Raw genomic sequence first — 22,633 nt, 5'->3', positions numbered from 1 at the left:
AAGGGGTCACCTCACTGTGACGAAAGCAGTGCCTAGGGGGTCCTCCCAGCATGCCACCCCGCTGTTGATCAAGAGGTTTGCGTCACCTGCGGCGCGGAACCTGACGCAGACCTCTTGATCACCGGGGAGTGGTGGGTGGGGGTCAGCGCATGCGGGAGACGATGCCCGTGTCGTAGGCGCCGGAGCGGAACTCCTCGTTGTCCAGCAACTCGGTGAAGAAGGGGACGTTGTTCTTCGGGCCCTCGATCTGGAACGCCGCGACGGCTGCCTTCGCGCGATCGAGCACCTCGTCGCGGGTCGCGCCGCTGACGATCAGCTTGGCCAGCAGGCTGTCGTAGAACGGGGTGACCGTGTTGCCCTCGGTGTAGCCGGAGTCCACCCGGACACCCTCACCCGTCGGCTCCACCCACGTCCTGATCACACCCGGGCCGGGCAGGAAGCGCTTCGGGTCCTCCGCGTTGATCCGCATCTCGATGGCGTGCCCACTCGGGGTCAACGCGTCCGGGTCGAACGTCGGCGCCAACCCGGAGGCCACCCGCAACTGCTCCTCGACCAGGTCGATGCCGTACACGTACTCGGTCACCGGGTGCTCCACCTGCAAGCGCGTGTTCATCTCAAGAAAGAAGAACTCGCCGGTGGCCGGGTCGAACAAGCACTCCACGGTGCCCGCGTTGCGGTAGCCGACCGCCTCGCCGGCCCGCACCGCCGCCGCCAGGAGCCGGGATCGCAGCTCCGGCGAGACAGCGGGCGACGGGGACTCCTCGACCAACTTCTGGTTGCGCCGCTGCACCGAGCACTCCCGCTCGCCGAGCGCCACAACCCGGCCGTCGGCCAGGCCGAGGATCTGCACCTCGACGTGCCGTACCCGGGGAAAGTACCGCTCGATCAACACCGAGCCGTCGCCGAACATCCGCTCGGCGAACGCGCGCACCTTGTCGTACTCGGTGCGTAGCGCGGCCTCGTCGACCGCCACGCCCATGCCCATGCCGCCACCGCCGGCGGCGGCCTTGACCATCACCGGGTAGCCGATCTCGGCCGCGGCCGTCACCGCAGCGTCCAGGTCGGCGGCCGGGTCGGCGGTGCCCGGCGCGACCGGAACGCCGGCCGCCGCCATCAGGTTCCGGGCATTGATCTTGTCGCCCATCGCGGTGATCGCGTCCGCGTCGGGTCCGACCCAGATCAGGCCGCTCGCCTCGACGGTACGGGCGAAATCGGCGTTCTCCGACAGGAAGCCGTACCCGGGGTGGATCGCCTGCGCGCCCGTCGACTTCGCGGCGGCGAGGATCGCCTCGGTGTTGCGGTAGCTCAGCGCCGGGTTCGGTGGGCCGATGAGGACCGCCTCGTCCGCCTCCGCGACGAACGGCAGGTCGGCGTCGGCCTCCGAGTGCACCGCGATCACGCGGATGCCGAGCCGCTTGGCGGTCCGGATGATCCGGCGGGCGATCTCGCCCCGATTGGCGACCAGCAGTGACTCGATCATGTTTCCTCCCGGCGTCCGGATGGTGGGACGATGTCAGGGAATCATGACCGGCACGGTTCTGACGAGTCGGCTCAGGCGAGCAGCGCGGCCAGTGTCGCCCCGCGCAGCAGCTCCGCGCGGCGTCGCCGGTCCACCTCACCACCGAGGAACGGCGTCGAGTTCATCAGGCCGAACGCGGCGTGCGCGAGCACCCGGGCCTCACCGTCGGGCATCCCCGGGTGCAGCGCGGTGAGCACTGTCACCCACTCCTCGACGTAGAGCCGTTGCAGGCGACGGATCCGCCGCCGCGGCTCCTCGGGCAGGCGGTCCAGCTCGTGCAGGTGCAACGCGATCACCGCCGGGTTGGCCAGCGCGAACTCGACGTGGAAGTCGATCAGCGACTCCAGCACGCCGCGCGGGTCGTCCGAGCGCCCGACGGCGCGTTCCCGCCCACCGGCCAGCAACCCCTCACTGACGGGAATCAGCGCGGCGGCCAGCATGGCTTCCTTGCCGGCGAAGTGGTGGTAGAGCGCCGGACCGGTGACCCCGGCGGCCGCGCCGATGTCGTCCATCGAGACGCCGTGATAGCCACGCGCCGCGAACAGACCTACCGCGATCTCCAGGATCTCGTCCTTGCGGGACCTGCGCCGGCCCGCGCCCGCCGCACCCCGTGCCTGCTGCTCCACCGTCACCGGACAAGCCTAGACCGCGAGGAGCCCGCGATGGTTGCCGGTCAGTCCCGTCCGTCCATCCCGGGCCGGGCCGCCCCTGACCTGGCCAGGGGCGGCCGGCGAGGTCAGTCGTCCTCGTCCAGGTCGTGTTCGGCGCGCAGCGCCGCGGCTTCCGTGGGCCGATCGAGCAGATCCAACACCCGAGCCAGCAGCCAGGCCGTCTGGCGGACCTGCCGCGAGGCGGCCGGCAACCCGCCGAGTACGCGGCGCAGCAGCGGCTCCGCCTCGGCCGGCCGGTCCAGGCGCAGCAGCAACTCACCGATCAGGGCCTCCACCTGGGCGGCCTCGCCGAACGCCTCGATCGAGCGCAACCGGTCCGGCACCCCGGTGAGCCGGTCCAGGGCCTCGTCCGGGCGGTCCTCGCCGGTGAGCACCCGCGCTCCGGCCTCGGCCGCCAGTGCCAGCTCGTACAGCACCGGCGGTTCGGCCTGCCCGGCCAGCTTCGCCGCCAACGCGTCCATCACCTCGACGGTGCGCAACGCCGCGTCCCGGTCGTCGGCCCAGAACCAGGCGTACGTCTCCCGTCGCCGGGCACGCAGCTCGTCGAGCGGCAGGTCACCGAGCCGGTACGCCTCGGCCGCGGCGGCGAACCGCTCGCCCGCCGCCGCGTCCCGGTCTGCGTCGTAGAGGATCCCCCCAGCCTCCTCCAGAACCTGCGCCCGGTGCGGGAGGTTGTCCGGTCCGTCCAGATTGCCGGCCAACTGTTCCAACAGCGCCAACGCGGGATCGATCTCACCAAGTCCGGCGTAGACGCCGGCCAGCAGGTGCCGGCAGCGGTCGGTCTCCGCCTGAGCGCCCAACCGGTCCAGACCGAGCACGGCCTCCTCGGCGACCTCGGCGGCCTCGGCGAGCCGGCCCACCATCCGGTACGCGTTCGCCAGCTCCCACCGCAGGAACGCGTCCCCCTCGGCGCCCCGCTCCACGCACAGCGTCACCGCCTCGACGAAGTCGTCGACCGCGTCCGCAGCCTGGCCGGCCGCCAGCAACGCCCGGGCGCGGGCGACCCGGACCGGCAGCTCCGCGTCCGCCGGTGCCGCCTCCAACGCCTCGTCGCAGGCGGCCACGGCGTCCGCCGGATCGTCGACCAGCCGCGCGTACGCCAGGCAGGCACCGGTGACCACCTCGCCGACACCCAACTCCCGGCCGATCCGGCGTGCCTCGTCGACGGCGGCGCGGGCCTCGTCGACGCGGTCCAACTGCTCCAGCAGGTGCCCCCGGTGCAGTGCGATCCGGGCGGTCAGGTGCCGATCGCCGCCCGCGTCGGCCGGCACCCGGTCGAGGGCGGCGAGCGCGTCCGCCCAACGTTCGCGGTGCAGCAGCGCCAACGCCACCCGGTCGTGGCCGGCCGCCCGCTGCTGGGCGTCGCCGAGCCGGTCCAGGACGTCGGCCGCCTCCCGGGTCAGCAGCAGGCCCTCCTCGGTGTCCTCGTCGGCCCGGGTCAACAGCACGCCGAGTCGCCCGGCGACCGTCTGGGCCGCCACGTCTTCGCCCACCTCCCGGTACAGCTCCAACGCTGCCCGATTCAGCGTGATCGCACCCTCGATGTCGTCCTCGTCGCCACGCTCCGACGCGCGCAGGGCCAGCCGGTGCGCGGACGTGCGGGCGGGCAGCTCGGCGGAGCCGAACCGGTCGTCGAAGGCAACCAGCGCCGCCCGGAAGGTGCCCCGGTCGTGCCGGCCCCAGCTCTGCTCCGCGAGGTCCAGCAGGTCGTCCGGGCCGGCGTCTCCGGGCACTGTCACGACCTGTGGTTCAGCCCTGCCGGTTCGCACCCGCCGGGCCCGGTCCGCGGACGACGCCGGTGTCCCCGCCGCGCCGGCCGTCTCGTCGCCGACCGGTCGGGCCGGACGGCGGCGGACGCTCGCGGACAGCGGCACATGCTCGCCGCTCGCCTGCACGGCAAGCCGACTGGCGATCCACTCCGACTGGTGGCTCGTGCCGTTACGGGCGTCGAAGCGGGCGGCCAGACCGGCAGCGGTTTCGGCCAGCTCGTCCGCCAACGAGGCCGCCGACACCTCGGCGGCCGGCCGGCCCTCGGAGGCCCGGCGGTACACGGCCGACGGGCCGGCCTGACGCAGCGCCGCGGCGGCCGCCGCCGAGAAGTGCATGGCGGCGGCCGGTGACGGCGGCCGGTCCAGCCAGTCCAGGTGCCGCTCGACCAGCTCGATCGCTCGCGCCTCGTTGCCGGTCAGCGTGCAGAACTCGACGTGGTCCGCGATGTCCCACAGGTTGGCGAGGTTGCCGCGCTGCCGGCGGTACGCCTCCCGGTGCGCGTCCCGCGCCTCTTCGACCCGCCCGGTCCGCAGGTACGGCAGGAGCAGCGCGGTGAGGATCGACTGCGGCTGCTCGTTGCAGTTGAGCCGGCCGGCGAGCACCGGCTCGGCCAGCTCCACCGCCTCGACGTCCCGCCCGGTGTCGGCGAGGTAGCCCACCTGGCTCGTGGGGTCACAACCGGCGCAGTCGGACAGGGCGTCGCGCGGGGTGGTCTGCCAGAGGCGGTACCAGTGCGCCGCGGCCTCGACGTCACCCACGTGGTCGGCGACCCGGAACCGGTGCTTGTGCACGGCCTGGAGGCTGTGCCCGCCGGCCCGGTAGCGGCGTTCCATGTCGTCCAGCACGGCGTACGTGCGGTCGAGCGGCACCTCCGGGAAGTTCAGCAGGCCGTTGATCATGTACTTGAAGTGCCAGAGCAGGTTGTGCAGGTGCCCCAGGTGGTACGGCTGCGGGTCGCTGTCGAACTCGGACAGGCACCAGGAGAAGGTCACGAAGGACTTGGCCGGCTCGCCGCCGTAGATGTAGCCGGTGGTGGCCTGCATCCGGGTGACGAACGCGAGGTGCCGGTCGTCGGCGGCGTCCACCCGGCGCAGCAACTGCTCCAGGGCGGCGATCTGCCCCGCCCCGTACGGCATGTCGGCGATGCCGCGAAGCACCCGCCACAGATCCTCGTCGCTCATGCTCACTCCCGTCCCGGGACAGCCCGGCCGAGCAGGCCGAGGAAGGAATCGTTCAGCAACGCCGCGTCGGCGGCGCGGATCGGATGGTGGCCGAGCAGCAGCGCCTGCCCGTACAGCGCCTCGATGGCCAGACCGACCAGCTCCGGGTCGCTCAGCATGGTCACCCGTCGTACCAGCGGGTTGCGGTGGTTGAGCACCAACTGCGGACGGTCCGGCGGGGCGGTGGCGGCGAGCGCGTCGAGCACTCCGCCCCACAGCTCGTCGGCCCGGTCCCGGCTGGCCGCGAGCTGGTCGTTGAACGCCGCCGACCGGCTGACCAGGTAGAGCGCGGGCAGGGAAACCGGGTCGTACGCCCGGATGACCACCTCGCAGCCGGAACGCTCGACGGCCCGCTGCGCCGCCGCGAGGAACTGTCGCAACGCCAACTCCACCTGCGGGTCGAGCGCGTCGAACCGGGTGGTGAGGTCACTCGGCTCCAGGCGCTCGATGAGCACCGAGCGGTCCACCACCGGCAGCCGCTCGATCAGCTCGGTGTCGTACGTGTAGCCGGCGTTGACCACCGCCAGGTCCTGCGCGGCGGCGACAGCGGCCAGTTGACGGAACTCGTCCAGGCTGGCCGCGTAGCGGACCACTCCGTAGCGCTCCCGGAACTCGGCGAGGGTGAGCGTGCCGACGTTGGTGTCCATGGGCCACCACCGGTCGACCAGGCGGAGCATCTCGTCGTCGTGCAGCGCCAGGGCCTTCACGCCGAGGTGATGCACCTGGAGGAACTCGGCCAGCCGGTGCGGGTCGTGCCGGGCCAACCGGACCAGCCAGCCGCGCACCTGGTCGCCGAGTGCCTCCCGGGTCGCCGTCAGCAGGGTGTCCTCGTAGAGGGCCTCCCGGCTGGCGGTCGGGCGCAGCTCGGTCGCGTCCACCACGCAGTGCGCGAAGAACGCCCACTCCGGCAGCAGCCCGTCGGCGTTCTCGGTGAGCAGCATCCGCTTGAGGTAGACGCGGTGCCCGGCCCGGGCCGCCGGGTTCACCGGCGTCGGCAGGATGACGGCGACACCGGTCAGCCCGGCCTCCGGCACGGCCAGCGGCAGGACGTCGAACGGGTCCACGCCGAGCGTCTCCCGGGCGTACTCGATCAGCGCCGCGCGGTCCAGCGGCGCACCCGGCGTGGTCGGCCAGGGCGGCTCCCCGGCGGTGGTGACGACGTCGCCGACGCGGACGGTGACCGGCAGCAGCGCGCCGAACAGCCGGGCCAGGTCGGTGACGGTCGCGGTGGTGAACCACTGGTCCGCGTCGCGGCGGGGCACCAGCGTGACGGTGGTGCCCGGCTCGGCACGAGCGGCTTCCGGCGGGGCCACCGTCACCGCGTAGCGGCCGTCGGCGTACCCGGTCCAGCGAACCGTGGGCTCGTCGCCGTGCCGGGTGAGCACCTGGATCTCGTCGGCCACCAGGAAGCAGGAGAGCAGACCGATGCCGAACTGGCCGAGGAACTCGTGCCGGGAGAAGCCGAGCTCGTCGCGCTTCGAGCTGCGGCCGATGGTGGCCAGCAGCTCGTGCACCTGCGCCTCGGTCAGGCCGATGCCGGTGTCGTGCACCCGCAGGATGCCGTCGCCGGTGCTGTCCGGGGGTTCGATGCGTACCAGCGCCGGCGCGTCCGGTTCGGTCCTGCGGCGGGCGGTGATCGCGTCCACCGCGTTCTGGAGCAGCTCACGGACGTAGACCCGCGGGCTGCCGTAGAGGTGATGACTGAGCAGGTCAACCACGCCACGTAGGTCGACCTGGAAAGTGTGATCCACGCCTGTTGTCTCCCCGTCCCGATATCGGCGCTCACCGTACCCATGATCACCGACCGGCGCGGTCCCCTCTCCGCCCGGCGGCTTGACCCTCGACCCGGTCGAACCGGCACGGTCGCCGGCATGACTTCCTCCGCTCTGGGCCGGGACTTCCAGCTCCTGTGGTCCGCGGCCGTCTCGTCCCGGTTCGGGGACGCGCTGCGTACCCCGGCGCTGGCCCTGCTGGCCGCGACAGTGACCCGTGATCCGCGGATCATCGCGGCGGTCACCGTGGCCGGGCAGTTGCCGCCGCTGCTCTTCGGCCTGCTCGGCGGCGTGTACGCGGACCGCTGGGACCGCCGTCGGACGATGGCGGTGGTCGACGGGGTACGCGCGGCAGTGGTGGCGGCGCTGGCCGTGGTGGTCGCGCTCGACCGGGTCAGCGTGCTGGTGCTGCTGGTGGTGGCGTTTCTGCTCGCCACGTTGGGCACTCTCTTCGACTCCGCGTCGTTCGCGCTGCTCCCCGCGCTGGTGCCACCGGACGCGCTGCCCCGGGCGAACGGTCGGCTCCAGGCGGGGTCGGCGGTGGCCGGTGGCTTCCTCGGGGCGCCCGCCGCCGGTGTCCTGTTCGCCGTCGCCCCGGCGCTTCCGTTCGCAGTCGACGCCGTCACATTCGCGGCGGCCGCCCTGCTCGTGCTGGCCCTCGGTGCGCCTCCCGCCAGCACCCCGGGAATGGCACGGCGGCGCGGCTCGGTGTGGGGCGAGATCGTCGAAGGGCTGCGGTGGTTGGTGGCGCACCCGACCCTGTGGCGGGTCACAGTGCTCACCGCCGCGAGCAACCTGGCGATCAGCGGAATCATGGCGGTGTTGGTGCTCTACGCGCTGGACGTGCTCCGGGTGCCACCGGCCGGGTACGGGCTGTTCGCCGCCGCAGCCATCGTCGGGGGCGTGGCGGGGGCGCTCGGGGCGGGACGGCTCGCCGCCCGACTCGGCACGGTGCCGGCGCTGCGGGCGGTGCTGGCCGTGGAGACCGTGGCGCTGACCGGCTTCGCGCTTGCTCGGCATCCGGTGTCGGGCGGGATCGCGCTGGCCGTCTTCGCCGCCGGCACTGTGGTGTGGAACAGCCTGTGGGCGTCGTACGGGCAGCGGCAGGTGCCGAGCGAACTGCTGGGCCGGGTCGGTGCCGCCCAGAGGATGGTCGGTCTGCTCACCGCACCGCTCGGGGCGGCGCTCGCCGGGTTGGCCGCCGCGTCGTACGGCACGGCGCCGGTGGCGGGCGCTGCGGCGGCGACGTTCGCGCTGGTCACCGTCGCCGCGTGGCGGACACTGCGACCGGCCGTGTCCGCCGTGTCCGCCGTGTCGAGCGGCGCGGGTTAGCCCGGCGTCCGCTCCCGGTGCGACAGCCCGGACAGGCGCAGCGCGATGCGTCGGCGGGCCGGTGGAACGGCACCGAGCAGCCGGAGCAGCACGTCCCGGGCGGGCCGACGAGCCGGGGAGACACCGGCCATCCTGGTCAGCCCGGCGGCGAAGCTCAGCACGTCCTCGGCCATCGGCCGCTGCCGGGCGGTGTAGTCGTCGAGCAGCGTCTCCCGACCGCCGTCGAGCACGTCCGCCACTGCGGTGCCGAGTGCCACCGCGTCGCAGATCCCGAGGTTCATGCCCTGCCCGCCGGCCGGGCTGTGCACGTGCCCGGCATCGCCGGCCAGCAGCACCGGTCCGACTCGGAAGGTGTCGGCGATCCGGTGGTGCACCCGGAACCGGGAGCCCCAGAGCACCTCGGTCACCCGGTCGGGTCGTCGCGCCGGGCCGCGCTCGTCGAGCAGCGCCTGGAGGTAGGTCGCGTCCGGTTCGGGCGGGGCGTCCGCCACGGCGGCGACCAGCCGGACCACCCCGCCGGGCAGCGGCGCCCAGACCAGCGGCCCGGGGCGGGCGAGGAAGAGCGCCGCCTCGTCGCGGGGCAGCACGCTGCGCACCCGCACGTCGGCGAGCACGAAGGACTCCTCGTCGCTGCTGCCTGTGAAGCCGATGCCGGCCAACTGTCGGACCGTGCTGTGCAGGCCATCCGCGCCGACCACGAACCGCGCCCGCAGCGCCGCCCCGTCGACCTGCGCGAGCATGCCGTCACCGGCGCGGCTCAGCCCGGTGAGCTGGCACGGCCGTCGTACCTGGACACCGCGTTCAGCCAACTTCTCGGTGAGCACGGCCTCGGTGACCGACTGGGAGACCAGCAGCGCGTAGGGGAAGCGGGACGGCAACTCGTGGAACGGCACCGACAGCAGCACCCGGTCCCGGTCGCGCACCGTGAAGCGCGGCGTCCGCACCGCCTGGGCGATCAGCGGCGCCGCGGCGTCGATCCGGTCCAGCACCTCCAGGGTGTACGCGTGCACGACGGCGGCGCGGGAGGTCGTCGGCGGCGCGGCCAACCGGTCCAGCACTGTCACCTCGACGCCGCGCCTTGCCAGCGTCAACGCGGTGGCGAGACCGGTGGGGCCGGCGCCCACCACCAGGACGTCGGTGCTCGTGGGCAGCATTGCCACCTCCAGAAGACCGCTGCCAACACGTGTTGGCAAACACTTGTTGGCAACGCTAGGGCCCGCCCGATTGCGTGTCAACACTTGTTGGCCTACGGTCGTTGGCATGACCCAGTCCGCCCAGTCGACCCCGCCCCGACGCTCCGACACCACCAGGGCGGCGATCCTGCGAGCGGCCCGGGAACGGTTCGCGGCGGACGGTTACGAGCGCGCCACGATCCGGGCCATCGCCGCCGACGCCCAGATCGACCCATCGATGGTGATGCGCTACTACGGCAGCAAGGAGGGGCTGTTCGCGGCGGCGGCCGAGTTCGACCTCCGCCTGCCCGACCTGACCTCGGTGCCGCCCGCTCGACTCGGTGAGGTGCTGGTCCGGCACTTCCTCGCCCGCTGGGAGGGCGACGAGACCCTGGTGGCGCTGCTGCGCGCCGCCAGCACCAACCCCGGCGCGGCCGAACGCATGCGCGGCATCTTCGCCGACCAGCTCACCGCAGCCGTGGCCACGTTCGGCGGCGACCCGGCGCTGACCGCCCGACGGGCCGGCCTGGTGGCCAGCCAGATCCTCGGCCTCGCCTTCACCCGGTACATCGTCCGCCTGCCGCCCATGGTGGACACCCCGCCGGACGACCTGGTCTCCTGGATCGCGCCGACGCTCCAGCGCTACCTGACCGGAACGCCACCGGGCTGACCCAACCTTTTCCCACCTCCCGTGCGTCTGCCAGTTGACGCGTACAGCGCGACGGCCGGGAGGGGGGCGGATGGCGCCGCCGAAGGACGACGGACGCGACGGCTACCTCGCCTTCGTGGAGAACCACCAGCACCGGCTGCTCCGCGCGGCCTACCTGATCTGCGGCAACCAGCATCAGGCCGAGGACCTCCTCCAGGACGCGCTGCTGAAGCTGGCGCTGCGCTGGTCCTCGGTCCGCAACGGCGACCCCTCCGCGTACGTGCGGGCCATCCTCTATCGCGACTCGGTGTCGTGGTGGCGTCGCCGACGGCGGGAATGGCTCAGCGCCGCACCGCCGGACCAGGTAGCCCACGACCGTGACGGCGCGTTACGGCTGACGATGCACGACGCGCTGGGCCTGCTGCCACCACGGCAGCGGGCCGTGCTGGTGTTGCGTTACTACGAGGATCTGACCGAGGTCGCCACCGCCGAGGCGCTCGGGGTGACCGTCGGCACCGTGAAGAGCCAGTGCCACGCGGCGCTGCGCCGACTCCGCGAGGTCGCCCCGGACCTCGCCCGCGATGCCCGACCGAGCCAGGGCTCGGCCGATCTGGCCAGCGGCTTGGAGGTGAACCCGTGAACGAGCAGGAACTGCGCCAACTGCTGACCGTCAGCGTCGAGGACGTGCTCCCCAGCCAGCCGGCCGCCGCCGGATGGGAGCGGGCTCGGCGTACCCGGCGTAACCGGCGGGCCGTCGGAGTGGTCGCCCTGGCCGTGCTCCTTGTCGGCGGTGGCACTGTCGCGGCGCTACGACCGCCCGCCGATCGGGCGCCGGTTCCACCGGTCGGCCCGACGGTGACCCCGACCGCCGATCCCACCCACGGTGGTCCGGTGCAGCGACCGCCCGCAGACCTGACCTACCCGCCCGATCCGTTGGCGAAGCTCGGTGCCCCGGCGACGGTGCCGCTCTCCGAGCGACCGGTCCAGCGGGCACTGGCACTGTTCCAGCCGCTTGACGAGGAGGGTCGCGAGGACGGCCCGGTCCGGGTGCTCGGCAACGACGGCGTGGTGCGCAGCCTCGACGTGGTGCCGCTGGCACCCACCCGGGACGCGAGCGGCAACGAGGCAGCGGCCCTCAAGCCGGGAGTGCTGTCGCCGGACGGCCGGTCGGCCGCGTTCGCGCAGACCAAAGAGCTGATCATGATCGACCTCACCACGGCGGCCGTCCGCCGGATACCGCTCGACGGCTACCTGGAGCAGGTGGTGTGGGCGCACGACCGGGTGCTGGTCGGGGGCGACGACCGGACGTACGCGGTGGACCTCGCCACCGGGGCGGCCAGCACGATCGACGTCTCGACCTGGGAGTTGATCGCGCCCGACCCGGCCGCCGGCCGCGAGGCCCCGTTGATCGACATGTACGGCGAGGGGACCGGCCTGAAGCTCCGCAGCCGGACCGCCCGGGAGGGCGAAATCCGCTCAGAACAGCCGATCAACGCCTCGGCGTTGCCGTCGCCCTACCAGGTCAACGAGTTCTACGGCCGGGGCTGGCTGCACGGCGAGCGGCTGGCCCGGGCAGCCTGGATCACCAGCGGCGAGATCAGTGGCGCCGAGGGAGCGGCGGTGCTGGACGCGCGGACCGGCGCCGTGCTCCACCTGCTCGACCTGGGCCGGGAGCGCGGCAAGGGCTGCTGCGAGGTGCTGGGCTGGGACAACAGGGGCGCGGTGCTGCTCCGACTGGAACCGGCCGCCCTGGCGCGCTGGTATCCGGAGACCGGCGAGATCACCGGAATCGTCCGCGACCTGCGCGGCGTGATCGTGCTGGCCAGCTGACGAGGGTCGCGTCGCCTCGACGTGATCGACTCGGGTTCATGGATACCGCGGTGTCCCAGCGAAGGGGACAGCCCGACATCAGGGAACCCGAGTCGATCACACGACGAACCGGTCAGGCGGCCAGGCCACCGGGCTGGTCACCCTTGACCACTGGTGCCCGGACCAGGTTGCCCCACTCGGTCCACGAGCCGTCGTAGTTGCGCACCTGCGGGTAGCCCAACAGGTGCCGCAGCACGAACCAGGTGTGGCTGGACCGCTCGCCGATCCGGCAGTACGCGATCACGTCGTCGTCCGGGCTCAGCCCGAGCTGGTCGGCGTAGATCACCTTCAGCTCGTCGGCCGACTTGAACGTGCCGTCCTCGTTGGCGGCGGACTTCCACGGCTTGCTGACCGCGCCCGGGATGTGCCCACCGCGCAGTGCACCCTCCTGCGGGTAGTCCGGCATGTGCAGCATCTCGCCCGTGTACTCACCCGGCGACCGCACGTCGACGAGTGGCCGGCCGGACGCGACGTGCGCCATGACCTGCTCCCGGAAGGCCCGCAGCGGGGCGTCGTCACGCAGCGGCACCGGATAGTCGGCGCGCGGGCGAGCCGTCTTGTCGCGGGTCACCTCGCGCCCCTCGGCGATCCACTTCTGCCGGCCGCCGTCGAGCAGTCGCACATCGGCGTGACCGAAGAGCGAGAAGACCCAGAGGGCGTACGCGGCCCACCAGTTGAAGTTGTCGCCGTAGAAGACGACGGTGTCGCCCCGGCCGATGCCCTTCGCGGCGCACATCTCGGCGAAGCTCGTGGCGTCCAGGTAGTCCCGGGTCACCTGATCGTTCAGCTCCAGGTGCCAGTCGACCTTGACCGCACCGGGAATGTGACCGGATTCGTAGAGCAGCACATCCTCGTCGGACTCGACGACGACGAGGCCCTCATCGCCCAGATGCTCGGCCAGCCACTCGGTGGTGACCAGCCGCTGCGGGTCCGCGTACGACTGGAGGCGGGGATCGGGATCGTTCGGCACAGACATGATCCCCAAGGTACGCCGTTCAGGCGCGACGGTGGGCTATCCGACCAGCGACGACTGTCACCAGGCAGGTGCCGTCGAGGCCGTGCACCGCGAGGTCGGCCCGCCCGCCCGGACGCAGCGTCGGCTCCACGGCGGTGGCCAGCACCAGCAGGTCGCCGCGCTCGGCTGCGGCCCGCAGGGCAGGGTCGGTCAGGTGTTCCGCCAGCACCGCCGTCACCCCGGTACGCAGCAGCGCGTGCACCCGCTCACGCGGGGTCGGAGCGGGCGGCAGCGGACCGTCGTGCAGCAGACCCGGCCCCAGCGAGCCGGGCCAGCGGCGAACCCGGGCGTTGGGGTACGCCGAACTCAGCTCGGCCAGTGGGCCGACGGCCTCGACCCGGTCGCCACTGACCAGCACGGCGTGGTCGGGCAACGGCTCGCCGTCCGGGTCACGGCGCAGCAGGGCCGCCGTGTGCACTGTGAGCATGATCAGTCGACGAGCGGGCCGAGTTGTGGGCGCTTCGCCGTCACAGTGTCGCCGGACGACCGACCGGTCAACCGCCGCTTCACCCAGGGGGCGAGGTACTGACCGGCCCACCGCAGGTCGGAAGCGCGGGCGGCCAACCAGGGTGACGGCGCCGGGTGCGGCGGAACCATCAGCCACTCCTCGTCGCAACCAACCCCGAGGGCGTTCAGCACCTGCCCGGCGACCCGGCGATGCCCGGCCGGGGAGAGGTGCAGCCGGTCGGTGCTCCAGAGCATGGGGTTGAGGAACGTGTCGTCGGCGTACAGGTCGACCATGATGGCGCCGTGCCGCTCGGCGGTTTCACCGACCGCCTGATTGAGCAGCTGCACACGGGGGGCGACGAGGCGTTGGCCGGGCAGTCGGGCCATCACGTCAGCGAACCGGAAGAGGAGCACGTCCGCGCCACCCGAGCGCAGTTGCCGGACCACCTCGTCGAAGCGGGCGACCAGCGTGTCCGGGTCGAAGGTGCGCCGCAGCACGTCGTTGCCGCCGGCCGCGAAACTGATCAGGTCCGGCTTCATCGCCACGGCGGAGGGCACCTGCTCGGCGACCACGCTGGGGAAGAGCCGGCCCCGGATGGCCAGGTTCGCGTACCGGAAGTCGGGCCCCGCGTCGGCGGCGAGCCGGGTCGCCACCAGGTCCGCCCAGCCTCGGAACGTGCCGTCCGGGTACGCGTCGTCCATACCCTCGGTGAAGCTGTCCCCGACCGCGACAAAACTGCCCCAGCGCACCCGCGCCTCCCTCACGCCACCCGTTGCCTGCGGCGACCAGTCTGTCACCGCAGCAACGCCCGGCACCGCCCCGAATCCAGTACGTGTCGGAGGTCATGGCGCGGACGACGACGGGCGGAACCGGCCACCCCCGTGAGTGGCCGGTCCCTCATACCCGGTGACGCTGCACCGGGAGCTCAGCCCAGCAGACCACCCCACGGCTGGCCGGCGGGCACCGACGCGGTGGCCAGCACCCGGCCACTGGCGGTGTAACGGACCAGCCGGTACGCCGGCGCGCCGTCCGACGGTGTTCCCGCGTTGACCTGCACCACCAGACCGCCGTCGGCCAGGACGACTCCGTCGACGGCTTGGCCGTGCCCGGTCGGCTGCTTCCAGGCCGGGTCCAAGGGGGCCAGCTCGGTGACGGCCCCGCTGGCGGCGTCGAGCCGGTAGTTGCGGAACCGCCAGGCGCAGCCACATCCGCCAGGGCTGGTCGTGTGGGCGCTGATCACCAGCGTCTGGCCGTTGCCGGAGATCGCCGCCACCCCACCAATGACGAGGCCGGCGGGGAGGCGCGGGCTGATCGCACGTCGGACGCCTCGCTCGTCCCCGATCGCCACGGTCTGCGCGCCGACCTGGGCGATCCATCCGCCGGACACCGTCGGGCACTTCGGGTGGTGGGTGGCGAGCACCTTCTGCCCGGTCCCGTCGGCGTTGACCGCGATGAGGGTTAGCTCCTTGCCCCGCCCCAGGCCGTACAGCACCCGCCCGGAGTCGAGCCAGCTCGGCGCGCAGGTCTGCTGACCCTGGGTCGGGATGACGTGCCGCTTCGTGCCGTCGAACGCGCTGATCACCAGCCGGCGGGCGGACCCTTCCATCCAGGCCGCCCGTCGGCCGTCCGGCGAGACGGCGAGCGGGCCGGCGTCCGTGCTGTCCCCGGGGCGGCCCGAACGCACCACCTGCCACGTCCCAGCAGCGGTACGCCGCCAGATCCGGGCCGGGTCGTTCTGCTTCTGGCCTGACTCCTCGGCGGTGTACCAGGTCAGCTGCGGCCACTGCGTCGAACCGACCGCCGGCCGGGCCGGCGCGACGGCCGGGGCCGCGTCCGGCACGGAGCCGCCAGTGCCGGCGGCCGGGGTGTCACCGGTCGCGGGAACGGCGGTGGCGGTGGCGGTTTCGGTCGGAGCGGGAGTGGTCTTCGGGTCGGCGGTACCGCAGGCCGCAGCGCCGAACGTCAGCAGCAGCAGTGCGGCCGTACCGGCGAGCGCGCCGGAGCGGCGGGCCGAGGCGGGACGGGTGGTGTGGGTGAACGGGCCGAGGTTCATCGTGTCAATCCTTTGTGGAGGCTTCCCGTGCCTGACACCACCCAAGACGAGCGCCTGGCCGTGGCGAGTTGCCGTCGCGGCGCGCTACTACCGGACAGTCGGATCCGCTCGCACCGGCAACCTTTTCCGCAGTTCACCGACCGTGATCAACACTGGCCCGTCGACGGTGCACAGACACAACAAGGGCGGGTCACCCGAGGGTGACCCGCCCTTTCTCGCGCTGATCGGTCAGTCGACGACGGCCAGGATCTGCATGTCCTTCAGGCTCGCCGGCTCGGCGGTCTCGGAGATCTTCCTGCCGTCCTCGTCCACCAACAGCACCGCGTACCCGCTGCCGGTCTTGACCCGCACGACCATCGAACCGTCCGACTGGAAGTAGACCTGGTGCAGGGTGCGCCCACCCAACGGCAACGAGACCTGCTTCCCCGTACGGGTGTCCAACACCACGTTGACCCGCAGATCGCGAGCCACGTCGCCGGCATCCCCATCCGGCTTGTGCCGTAGCAGCGCGACCAGCGAGCCATCCGGGGCGAGACTGACGACGTCGTCGGTTTGCCATCCGTCCCGGGAGAAGCCGGGGACGACTCGCTTCTTCGTGCCGTCCGCACCGTAGAGCGTGACCCCGTAGTCGATCGTCATGGCGATGGTCTGACCGTCCGCCGACCAGACGGCGTTACAAGGTTCGAGTTCACTGGTCCACCAGCGCACGGCCTTTTCCGTCGAGCGCATGTCCAACATGCCGTGCCGACCGGGTCCGCCCCGTTCCGCCAACTCGCGGAACAGCAACTGCCGCCGGTCCGGCGACCAAGCCGCGCCGACGCAATAAGGATCGACATTCGAGCGGATCTTCTGCTTGTCCGAGCCGTCAACGTCGGCGACGACGAGGTCGGCGTTGTCGTCCACCCAAGCCACCCGGTGGCCGTCTGACGAGACGCTTAAGTTGCCCCTGAACGCGATGTCGGGCAGAGCCAGCAAACGCACCGAACTGTCACCCGGCCGCCAGGACCGCAGGTTCGCGATCTTTACCTGGGCGACGCTCGCGGGGCCGTAGAAGAGCTTGCCGAACTGCACGGACGGGGTGTTCGTGCTGGACCCGCCGCTGGGCGGGGCGCCGGGCGTGTCGCCGGCGCTGCCGGACGGCGTCGGGGTGGGCGTCGGAGTCGGCGACGGCGACGCGGTGACCGACGGGGTGTCAGCCGGCAGCGGGGGTGGGGACTGGTCCGGCCGGATGGCGAAGGCGGTGCCGGCCGCTGCGGCGATCAGCACCAGCGCGGCGGCCGACGTGGCAACCGCCCGTTGGATACCGAGCCGACGGGACGTACGCAGGGTCCGGTCCCGCAGGTCGACGGAGGTGACCTCGTCGGCCAGGGCGGTCAGGTCGAGCCGAAGGCGCTGGTCGTTCATTGGGTACTCCCTTCCAGGACGTACAGCTCGGCGAGTTCGGGCGCGACGGCGCGCAGCCTGGCCAGTGATTTGGCCGTCTGGCTCTTCACGGTGCCGATCGTGACGCCGAGCAGGTCCGCCGCCTCAGCCTCGGTGCGGTCCTCGAAGAACCGCAGCACCAGCACGGCACGTTGCTTCGGGGAGAGCTTCGCCAGTGCCGCCCGCAGGGTGAGCCGCAGACTGGTCTGCTGGGCGTGGTCCGGGGCCGAGTCGCCTCCGCGTGGCTCGGGCAGATCGCCCGGCATCGACTCGGGTACCCGGCGCCGTCGCCACCAGGACACCTGTAGGTGGTACATGGTCTTGCGGGTGTACGCCTCGGCGTTGCCACTGTGGTGCAGGCGGTTCCAGGAGCGGTGGGTCCGGGCCAGGGCCGACTGGACGAGGTCCTCGGCCAGGTGCTGGTCGCCGGTGAGCAGGTAGGCCGAGCGCAGTAACGCCGGGGTGCGGGCACGGACGAACGAGTCGAACTCACTCAGCAGAGGGTCCACACGGGCCAATCCTTCAGGTCGAGGTACGAGGGCTTGGTGTCCTTGCAGACGCGAGCAACGGCGTCGATGGTTGCCGGCGTCGGGTCCGGTTCGGATCGATTTGGATCGCTCATCCTGCCGTACCGGCCGTAGGCTGCGCGGATGCTGCTACGCATGTCGACCCTGTTGCTGCGGACCCTGCGCGAGGATCCGGCCGACGCGGAGGTGCCGAGTCATCGGCTGCTGCTGCGCGCCGGCTACATCCGTCGTGCCGCACCGGGCGGCTACACCTGGCTGCCGCTGGGCAAGCTGGTGCTGGATCGGATCACCGACGTCGTACGCGCCGAGCTGATCGCGATCGGCGACCAGGAGGTGCACTTTCCGGCGCTGCTGCCCGCCGAGCCGTACCGCACCAGCGGCCGGTGGACGGAGTACGGCGACGACATCTTCACCCTCGCTGACCGGCGCGGTGCCGAGCACCTGTTGGCGCCCACCCACGAGGAGATGGCGGCGCTGCTGGTCAAGGACCTGTTCAGCTCGTACCGGGACTTCCCGGTGACGCTGTTCCAGGTGCAGACGAAGTTCCGCGACGAGGCGCGGCCGCGGGCCGGGTTGCTGCGCGGCCGGGAGTTCCTGATGAAGGACGCGTACTCCTTCGACCTGGACGAGGCGGGGCTGCGGGAGGCGTACGGGCGGCATCGTGCCGCGTACCAGCGGATCTTCGATCGGTTGGGGCTGGACTACACGGTGGTACGGGCGATGTCCGGCGCGATGGGCGGCTCCGCGTCGGAGGAGTTCCTGGCGGCGACGCCGGTCGGCGAGGACACGTTCGTCGGCTGCACCTCCTGCGACTTCGCGGCGAACACCGAGGCGGTGGCCACCCGGGTGCCGAGTGCCGGTGACCCGAGCGCGCAGCCGGCGGTCGAGGTGCACGACACTCCGGAGACTCCGACCATCGCGAGCCTGGTGGAGTTGGCCAACGCGCGCCGGTTGGGCGGTCGGGACGGCTGGACCGCCGCCGACACCCTGAAGAACGTGGTGTTGTCCGTTCGTCAGCCGGGTGCCGACCGGGCCGAGCTCCTGGTCGTCGGGCTGCCCGGTGACCGGGAGGTCGACCTGAAGCGGGTGGGCGCCGCACTGCACCCGGCACAGGTGGCCGTCTTCGAGGAGTGGGCCGAGCATCCGGAGCTCGTTCGCGGCTACCTCGGGCCGCAACTGCTCGACAAGCTGGGCATCCGCTACCTGGTCGATCCTCGGGTGGTGACCGGTTCTGCCTGGCTGACCGGGGCGAACGAGCCGGGCCGACACGCGACCGACGTGGTGTGCGGACGGGATTTCACTCCCGACGGCACCATCGAGGGGGCCGACGTCCGCGCCGGCGACCCCTGCCCCGCGTGCGAGGCGGGCGAGCTGACCATCCGGCGGGGCATCGAGATCGGGCACATCTTCCAGCTCGGTCGCCGCTTCACCGACGCCTTCGCCGTCGACGTGCTCGGGCCGGCCGGCAAGCCGGTCCGGCCGACAATGGGCTGCTACGGCATCGGGGTCTCCCGGGCGGTGGCGGCCGTCGCCGAGCAGCACCACGACGACCGGGGACTGGTCTGGCCGGCAGCGATCGCGCCCTGTGACGTACACCTGGTGGTTGCGGGCAAGGGCCCGCAGCTCGACGCGGCGCTGGTGCTCGGCGGGCGTCTCGCCGCCGCCGGCCTGCGGGTGCTCGTCGACGACCGCACGCACGTCTCGGCCGGGGTCAAGTTCACCGACGCCGAGCTGATCGGCATCCCCCGGGCCGTCGTGGTCGGCCGCCGGCTCGCCGAGGGGTACGTCGAGCTGCGCGAGCGGGCCGGCGACGGGCGCACCGAGCTGCCGCTGACCGGTCTGGTGGATCGACTCGTCGACGAGGTACGGCGGGAACGTGCAAACCTGGTGTAGCGACGGCGTCACGGGGTAGTGCAGTCGGATCGGGTGGATACGTCTTCGGAGGCTCTCATGACCGGTTACCGGGTCAGCGACGTGATGACCAAGCAGGTCGTGTACCTGCCGGTGGAGACCACCCTGGACGAGGCGGCCAGGGTGATGAAGGAGGCCGACATCGGTGATGTGGTGGTCACCGACGGCGCCAGCCTCGCCGGCATGCTCACCGACCGGGACATCGTGGTGCGGGCCGTGGCGGAGAACAGCTCCCCCGCGGCCACCACCATCGGCTCGATCGTCACCCGGGAGGTTGTCATGATCGAGCAGCACTGCACGGCGGGTGAGGCGGCGGCGCTCATGCGGGATCGGGGCATCCGACGGGTGCTGGTCTGTGACAGTGACCGCAAGCTGGTGGGGATCGTCTCGCTCGGCGACCTGGCCATGCAGCTCGACCCCACCAGCGCGCTCAGCGAGATCAGCGAGCAGTCACCGACGGTGTGAGCGGGGCCCCGGCATGACGGCGGTAGCCTCGACGCATGGCTGACATGCCGGCCCGACTGGCCGAGATCGTCGACGAGTTCGCCGCCGCGCCGCGCGACCTGGTGCTGGAGATGCTCCTCGAGTACGCGGACGTCATCCCGGCGCTGCCGGAGGGCGCCGCGGAGCGCGAGGGCATGGAGCAGGTGCCCGAGTGTCAGACGGCGTTCTTCCTGCGGGCGAAGGTGACCGCGGAGGGCACGGTGGAGACGCTCTTCGACTGCCCCCCGGAAGCGCCCACCACCCGGGCGTTCGCCGGGATCCTCGCCGAAGGGCTAGCGGGGGCGAGCGCTGAGCAGGTGCTGGCCGTGCCGGACGACCTCTATCAGCGGATGGGGCTGGCCCAGGCGATCAGCCCACTACGAGTCCGTGGCGGCACCGCGATCCTGGGCCGCCTCAAGCGGCAGATCCGGGAACAACTCGGCTGACCTCGGGGTTGCCACCGAGCATGGAGATCGAGATCTACGCGGACGTCATCTGCCCGTGGTGCTACATCGGCAAGCGCCGCCTGGATGAGGCCCTCGCCAGCTACGACGGCCAGGTGACGGTCCGTTACCGGCCATTCCAGCTCGACCCGTCGCCGGTGCCGCAGCCCCTGCCACTGGTGCAGGCACTGGCCGGGAAGTTCGGCGGCCCGGAGCGCGCCCGGCAGATGGTCGACCACGTGACCCAGGTCGCGGCGGCCGACGGGCTGCGGCTCGACTACGACCGCGCGGTGATCGCCAACACCTTCGACGCGCACCGCCTCGTCTCGTGGGCGACCGACCAGGGCCGGGCGGCCGAGATGGTGGAGGCGCTCTACCAGGCGCACTTCAACAACGCCGTCGACGTCGGCTCGCGGGAGGCGCTGGCCACGCTGGCCGGCGAGATCGGCCTCGACGCGGCCGACGCGCGCCGGTTCCTCGACTCCGACGAGCGCGTCGCCGACGTCGCCGACGCACTGGCCACCGCCCGGGACCTGGGCATCACCAGCGTGCCGACCTTCGTGCTGGCCGGGAAGTACGCGGTCTCCGGCGCGCAGGACGTGCAGACGTTGCTCGCCGCGTTCACCGAGGTCGAGCAGCGAGAGTCCGCAGCGCACTCACACTGAGTCACCAACGGCCGGGCGTCCGGCATCGATGATCACGATGTTTCACGTGCAACAACATCGATGCCGATGCCTGGTCAGGCCGGCCTGGCCAGCCCCTCCACCACCTGGGCTCCCGGCAGCGCGCCCAACGCCGGCCCCGGCAGCGCTATCTTGCTGTGCCGTACGCCGGACCCGACGATCACGTGCGGTGTGGCGATGACCCGCGAGTCCACCAGGATCGGCCACTGCGCCGGCAGCCCGATCGGGGTGATGCCGCCGTACTCCATGCCGGTCAACTCGACAGCGTCGTCCATCGGGGCGAAGCTCGCCTTGCGGACGTCCAGCGCCCGGCGGGCCACCCCGTTCACGTCGGCCCGCGTGGTGGCCAGGACGATGCACGCCGCGTAGCGCACCACTCCCTCGCGCTTGCCCGCCACCACGACACAGTTGGCCGACACGTCCAACCCCACCTCGTACGCCGCGCAGAACGCCGCGGTGTCGGCGAGGTCGGCGTCGATCGGCGCGACCAGCACGTCGTTGACGTCCACCGGCGCGTCGGCCGGCCACTGCGCGATGGCCTCCGCGACCGGCGGGGCGAGCAGATCCAGGCGGGCGCGGGCCGGTTCGGTCTTCAGCGTTCCCATCACGGGTGCGATCCTCGCATCCGCGACGCTGAACCGCCCAGCGGCTCCCCGGCCCCCCGGCGACGCCACCGGCCGGGGTCGGATCGATCCGGCGCTCAACTGCCGGCGAGGAACGCGTTGTCGCGCATGAAGGAGCGGTCGCGGGCAGCCGCCAACTCCTCCTCGCGCTGGGCCTTGGCCCGTTGCAGCTCCAGATCCTCGAACGCGTGCCGGACACCCAGCCGGATCACGCCGTAGAGGAAGACGAAGCCGAAGACGTAGAGGATCACAGTGGTGACGACAGCGAACATGGCGTCACGGTAAGACGAACATGAACCGTTGTTGCTCTCATTTCCGGCCGGTTCCCCCGTACGTGTCGGCCAGATGGTCTGCCCAGGGGCGACCACTCATCCCGATCGAATCAGGTCCAACACGGTGAGCAGCGCGAAGAACGCGACCACGATCTCGTTGACGATCCAGGCGTGCCCCTCGGCCCATTCCCGCATCCGGGTCAGCACCCGTGAGGCCCTGCTCCCCAACAGCAGCAACGCCAGCAGAGGCAGCGCGAGCAGGAGCACGGTGAGCAGCACGAACGGCACCAGGTGCCACCACGGCAGATCGTGTCGGGCCACGCTCGCCCCGACGGTTGCCATGGTCAGGTCGTCGGTCGGCGTCGCCACGAAGAGCAGGGCACCCAGCCGCAGCGCCTGCGGCGGACCGGCCTGCTCGATGCTGCCCAGCCAGCGCGGCGGTCCGGAGCGGTCCCGGCGGACCCAGATCAGCGCGGCCAGGCACACCAGCAGGGCCAGAACGACGAGGTCGATGGCGGGGCCGCGATCGACCTTCCCGGCGACGGCGCTGGCGTCGGCGGCCACTCCACCCACCAGTTTGGTCACCAGCCAGGCCACGGTCACCCCGGCGCCGACCACCAGCCCCGCGCCGGCGAGGAAGCCCAGCGACGCCGCCCGGGGCCGATCCGACGAGGCGAGGAAGACCGCCACCACCAACTGCGTCCCGGCGACCATGACCACGGCGAGCGGCAGAATGGTCAGGAGGTTCATCGCCCGCCATCTTTCCGGTACGAGCAGGT

The 22,633-nt window shown here is 72.1% G+C and carries 22 protein-coding genes; 8 read left to right on the top strand and 14 right to left on the bottom strand.

Annotated features, from left to right (window positions below):
- Positions 1–142 precede the first annotated feature (142 nt).
- The 4 genes from ACLQ3F_RS26700 to ACLQ3F_RS26685 form a co-directional block, all read right to left on the bottom strand.
- On the bottom strand, positions 143–1,480 hold the full coding sequence (locus tag ACLQ3F_RS26700) for an acetyl-CoA carboxylase biotin carboxylase subunit (RefSeq protein ID WP_425852091.1): 1,338 nt from the start codon (positions 1,478–1,480) through the stop codon (positions 143–145).
- Between the two features lie 71 nt (positions 1,481–1,551).
- Complete coding sequence (locus tag ACLQ3F_RS26695; protein ID WP_238669677.1) at positions 1,552–2,151, bottom strand: TetR/AcrR family transcriptional regulator; 600 nt, start codon at positions 2,149–2,151, stop codon at positions 1,552–1,554.
- 104 nt (positions 2,152–2,255) lie between these two features.
- Complete coding sequence (locus ACLQ3F_RS26690; RefSeq protein ID WP_425852090.1) at positions 2,256–5,141, bottom strand: hypothetical protein; 2,886 nt, start codon at positions 5,139–5,141, stop codon at positions 2,256–2,258.
- Positions 5,142–5,143: 2 nt separating this feature from the next.
- The gene (locus ACLQ3F_RS26685; protein ID WP_425852089.1) at positions 5,144–6,931 is read right to left on the bottom strand and encodes an HSP90 family protein; all 1,788 of its coding nucleotides are present in this window, start codon (positions 6,929–6,931) and stop codon (positions 5,144–5,146) included.
- Between the two features lie 120 nt (positions 6,932–7,051).
- On the opposite strand from ACLQ3F_RS26685, the gene ACLQ3F_RS26680 reads away from it, so the two are divergent.
- Positions 7,052–8,284, top strand: coding sequence for an MFS transporter (locus tag ACLQ3F_RS26680; RefSeq protein WP_425852088.1), 1,233 nt, complete (start codon positions 7,052–7,054; stop codon positions 8,282–8,284).
- On the opposite strand, the gene ACLQ3F_RS26675 is transcribed toward ACLQ3F_RS26680, so the two are convergent.
- The gene (locus ACLQ3F_RS26675) at positions 8,281–9,438 is read right to left on the bottom strand and encodes an FAD-dependent oxidoreductase (protein WP_425852086.1); all 1,158 of its coding nucleotides are present in this window, start codon (positions 9,436–9,438) and stop codon (positions 8,281–8,283) included. The two genes, ACLQ3F_RS26680 and ACLQ3F_RS26675, sit on opposite strands and share 4 nt — an antisense overlap.
- A gap of 106 nt (positions 9,439–9,544) precedes the next feature.
- Here ACLQ3F_RS26675 and ACLQ3F_RS26670 point away from each other — a divergent pair, with 106 nt between their 5' ends.
- The 3 genes from ACLQ3F_RS26670 to ACLQ3F_RS26660 all read left to right on the top strand — a co-directional run bounded on the left by ACLQ3F_RS26670 (position 9,545) and on the right by ACLQ3F_RS26660 (position 11,935).
- Entirely contained in the window at positions 9,545–10,126 is a 582-nt protein-coding gene (locus ACLQ3F_RS26670; protein ID WP_357194738.1) for a TetR family transcriptional regulator, read from the top strand.
- 70 nt (positions 10,127–10,196) lie between these two features.
- Positions 10,197–10,745 (top strand): SigE family RNA polymerase sigma factor, encoded by a 549-nt coding sequence (locus tag ACLQ3F_RS26665; RefSeq protein WP_357260229.1) that lies wholly within the window; start codon positions 10,197–10,199, stop codon positions 10,743–10,745.
- On the top strand, positions 10,742–11,935 hold the full coding sequence (locus ACLQ3F_RS26660; RefSeq protein ID WP_425852084.1) for a hypothetical protein: 1,194 nt from the start codon (positions 10,742–10,744) through the stop codon (positions 11,933–11,935). Before ACLQ3F_RS26665 ends, ACLQ3F_RS26660 begins: the two co-directional genes overlap by 4 nt.
- A gap of 112 nt (positions 11,936–12,047) precedes the next feature.
- Here ACLQ3F_RS26660 and ACLQ3F_RS26655 read toward each other — a convergent pair whose 3' ends face one another.
- From ACLQ3F_RS26655 to ACLQ3F_RS26630, 6 genes are all read right to left on the bottom strand, one after another.
- On the bottom strand, positions 12,048–12,950 hold the full coding sequence (locus ACLQ3F_RS26655) for a sulfurtransferase (RefSeq protein WP_396794920.1): 903 nt from the start codon (positions 12,948–12,950) through the stop codon (positions 12,048–12,050).
- A gap of 19 nt (positions 12,951–12,969) precedes the next feature.
- Entirely contained in the window at positions 12,970–13,416 is a 447-nt protein-coding gene (locus ACLQ3F_RS26650; RefSeq protein WP_425852083.1) for an imidazolonepropionase-like domain-containing protein, read from the bottom strand.
- 2 nt (positions 13,417–13,418) lie between these two features.
- Positions 13,419–14,186 (bottom strand): SGNH/GDSL hydrolase family protein, encoded by a 768-nt coding sequence (locus ACLQ3F_RS26645; RefSeq protein WP_357194723.1) that lies wholly within the window; start codon positions 14,184–14,186, stop codon positions 13,419–13,421.
- A gap of 176 nt (positions 14,187–14,362) precedes the next feature.
- The gene (locus tag ACLQ3F_RS26640) at positions 14,363–15,490 is read right to left on the bottom strand and encodes a hypothetical protein (RefSeq protein WP_425852081.1); all 1,128 of its coding nucleotides are present in this window, start codon (positions 15,488–15,490) and stop codon (positions 14,363–14,365) included.
- Positions 15,491–15,718: 228 nt separating this feature from the next.
- Positions 15,719–16,894, bottom strand: a complete 1,176-nt coding sequence (locus ACLQ3F_RS26635; RefSeq protein WP_425852080.1) for a TolB family protein — start codon at positions 16,892–16,894, stop codon at positions 15,719–15,721.
- Positions 16,891–17,421, bottom strand: a complete 531-nt coding sequence (locus ACLQ3F_RS26630; RefSeq protein ID WP_425852079.1) for a SigE family RNA polymerase sigma factor — start codon at positions 17,419–17,421, stop codon at positions 16,891–16,893. Before ACLQ3F_RS26630 ends, ACLQ3F_RS26635 begins: the two co-directional genes overlap by 4 nt.
- Positions 17,422–17,562: 141 nt before the next feature.
- Here ACLQ3F_RS26630 and ACLQ3F_RS26625 point away from each other — a divergent pair, with 141 nt between their 5' ends.
- Genes ACLQ3F_RS26625 through ACLQ3F_RS26610 form a run of 4 tightly spaced genes read left to right on the top strand, consistent with a single transcriptional unit; the run spans position 17,563 to position 20,941 of the window.
- Positions 17,563–19,332, top strand: coding sequence for a proline--tRNA ligase (locus tag ACLQ3F_RS26625; protein ID WP_425852077.1), 1,770 nt, complete (start codon positions 17,563–17,565; stop codon positions 19,330–19,332).
- 57 nt (positions 19,333–19,389) lie between these two features.
- Complete coding sequence (locus tag ACLQ3F_RS26620; protein ID WP_354945799.1) at positions 19,390–19,815, top strand: CBS domain-containing protein; 426 nt, start codon at positions 19,390–19,392, stop codon at positions 19,813–19,815.
- A gap of 35 nt (positions 19,816–19,850) precedes the next feature.
- Positions 19,851–20,279: a SufE family protein gene (locus ACLQ3F_RS26615; protein ID WP_357194707.1), complete on the top strand. Its 429-nt coding sequence runs from the start codon at positions 19,851–19,853 to the stop codon at positions 20,277–20,279.
- Positions 20,280–20,299: 20 nt separating this feature from the next.
- Complete coding sequence (locus tag ACLQ3F_RS26610; RefSeq protein ID WP_425852075.1) at positions 20,300–20,941, top strand: DsbA family oxidoreductase; 642 nt, start codon at positions 20,300–20,302, stop codon at positions 20,939–20,941.
- Positions 20,942–21,015: 74 nt separating this feature from the next.
- Here the strand turns inward: ACLQ3F_RS26610 and ACLQ3F_RS26605 are convergent, their stop codons facing one another.
- The 3 genes from ACLQ3F_RS26605 to ACLQ3F_RS26595 form a co-directional block, all read right to left on the bottom strand.
- Complete coding sequence (locus ACLQ3F_RS26605) at positions 21,016–21,564, bottom strand: YbaK/EbsC family protein (protein ID WP_357194822.1); 549 nt, start codon at positions 21,562–21,564, stop codon at positions 21,016–21,018.
- Positions 21,565–21,659: 95 nt separating this feature from the next.
- Positions 21,660–21,854, bottom strand: coding sequence for a hypothetical protein (locus ACLQ3F_RS26600; protein ID WP_030331904.1), 195 nt, complete (start codon positions 21,852–21,854; stop codon positions 21,660–21,662).
- 96 nt (positions 21,855–21,950) lie between these two features.
- Positions 21,951–22,604 carry a GAP family protein gene (locus tag ACLQ3F_RS26595; protein WP_425852074.1) on the bottom strand — a complete coding sequence of 218 codons (654 nt, stop codon included), beginning with the start codon at positions 22,602–22,604 and terminating at the stop codon, positions 21,951–21,953.
- Positions 22,605–22,633 lie beyond the last annotated feature (29 nt).

The organism is Micromonospora sp. DT15 (assembly GCF_049841475.1).
In the GTDB taxonomy this organism is placed as follows: domain Bacteria; phylum Actinomycetota; class Actinomycetes; order Mycobacteriales; family Micromonosporaceae; genus Micromonospora.
This window is presented reverse-complemented; position numbering and strand designations above follow the sequence as displayed.

Excerpts from the sequence above, each read along its gene's own strand:
- ACLQ3F_RS26700 (WP_425852091.1), bottom strand. The coding sequence starts at position 1,480 with ATGATCGAGTCACTGCTGGTCGCCAATCGGGGCGAGATCGCCCGCCGG.
- ACLQ3F_RS26690 (WP_425852090.1), bottom strand. The coding sequence starts at position 5,141 with ATGAGCGACGAGGATCTGTGGCGGGTGCTTCGCGGCATCGCCGACATG.
- ACLQ3F_RS26680 (WP_425852088.1), top strand. The coding sequence starts at position 7,052 with ATGACTTCCTCCGCTCTGGGCCGGGACTTCCAGCTCCTGTGGTCCGCG.
- ACLQ3F_RS26675 (WP_425852086.1), bottom strand. The coding sequence starts at position 9,438 with ATGCTGCCCACGAGCACCGACGTCCTGGTGGTGGGCGCCGGCCCCACC.
- ACLQ3F_RS26670 (WP_357194738.1), top strand. The coding sequence starts at position 9,545 with ATGACCCAGTCCGCCCAGTCGACCCCGCCCCGACGCTCCGACACCACC.
- ACLQ3F_RS26665 (WP_357260229.1), top strand. The coding sequence starts at position 10,197 with ATGGCGCCGCCGAAGGACGACGGACGCGACGGCTACCTCGCCTTCGTG.
- ACLQ3F_RS26655 (WP_396794920.1), bottom strand. The coding sequence starts at position 12,950 with ATGTCTGTGCCGAACGATCCCGATCCCCGCCTCCAGTCGTACGCGGAC.
- ACLQ3F_RS26650 (WP_425852083.1), bottom strand. The coding sequence starts at position 13,416 with ATGCTCACAGTGCACACGGCGGCCCTGCTGCGCCGTGACCCGGACGGC.
- ACLQ3F_RS26640 (WP_425852081.1), bottom strand. The coding sequence starts at position 15,490 with ATGAACCTCGGCCCGTTCACCCACACCACCCGTCCCGCCTCGGCCCGC.
- ACLQ3F_RS26635 (WP_425852080.1), bottom strand. The coding sequence starts at position 16,894 with ATGAACGACCAGCGCCTTCGGCTCGACCTGACCGCCCTGGCCGACGAG.
- ACLQ3F_RS26625 (WP_425852077.1), top strand. The coding sequence starts at position 17,563 with ATGCTGCTACGCATGTCGACCCTGTTGCTGCGGACCCTGCGCGAGGAT.
- ACLQ3F_RS26620 (WP_354945799.1), top strand. The coding sequence starts at position 19,390 with ATGACCGGTTACCGGGTCAGCGACGTGATGACCAAGCAGGTCGTGTAC.
- ACLQ3F_RS26615 (WP_357194707.1), top strand. The coding sequence starts at position 19,851 with ATGGCTGACATGCCGGCCCGACTGGCCGAGATCGTCGACGAGTTCGCC.
- ACLQ3F_RS26610 (WP_425852075.1), top strand. The coding sequence starts at position 20,300 with ATGGAGATCGAGATCTACGCGGACGTCATCTGCCCGTGGTGCTACATC.
- ACLQ3F_RS26605 (WP_357194822.1), bottom strand. The coding sequence starts at position 21,564 with ATGGGAACGCTGAAGACCGAACCGGCCCGCGCCCGCCTGGATCTGCTC.
- ACLQ3F_RS26600 (WP_030331904.1), bottom strand. The coding sequence starts at position 21,854 with ATGTTCGCTGTCGTCACCACTGTGATCCTCTACGTCTTCGGCTTCGTC.
- ACLQ3F_RS26595 (WP_425852074.1), bottom strand. The coding sequence starts at position 22,604 with ATGAACCTCCTGACCATTCTGCCGCTCGCCGTGGTCATGGTCGCCGGG.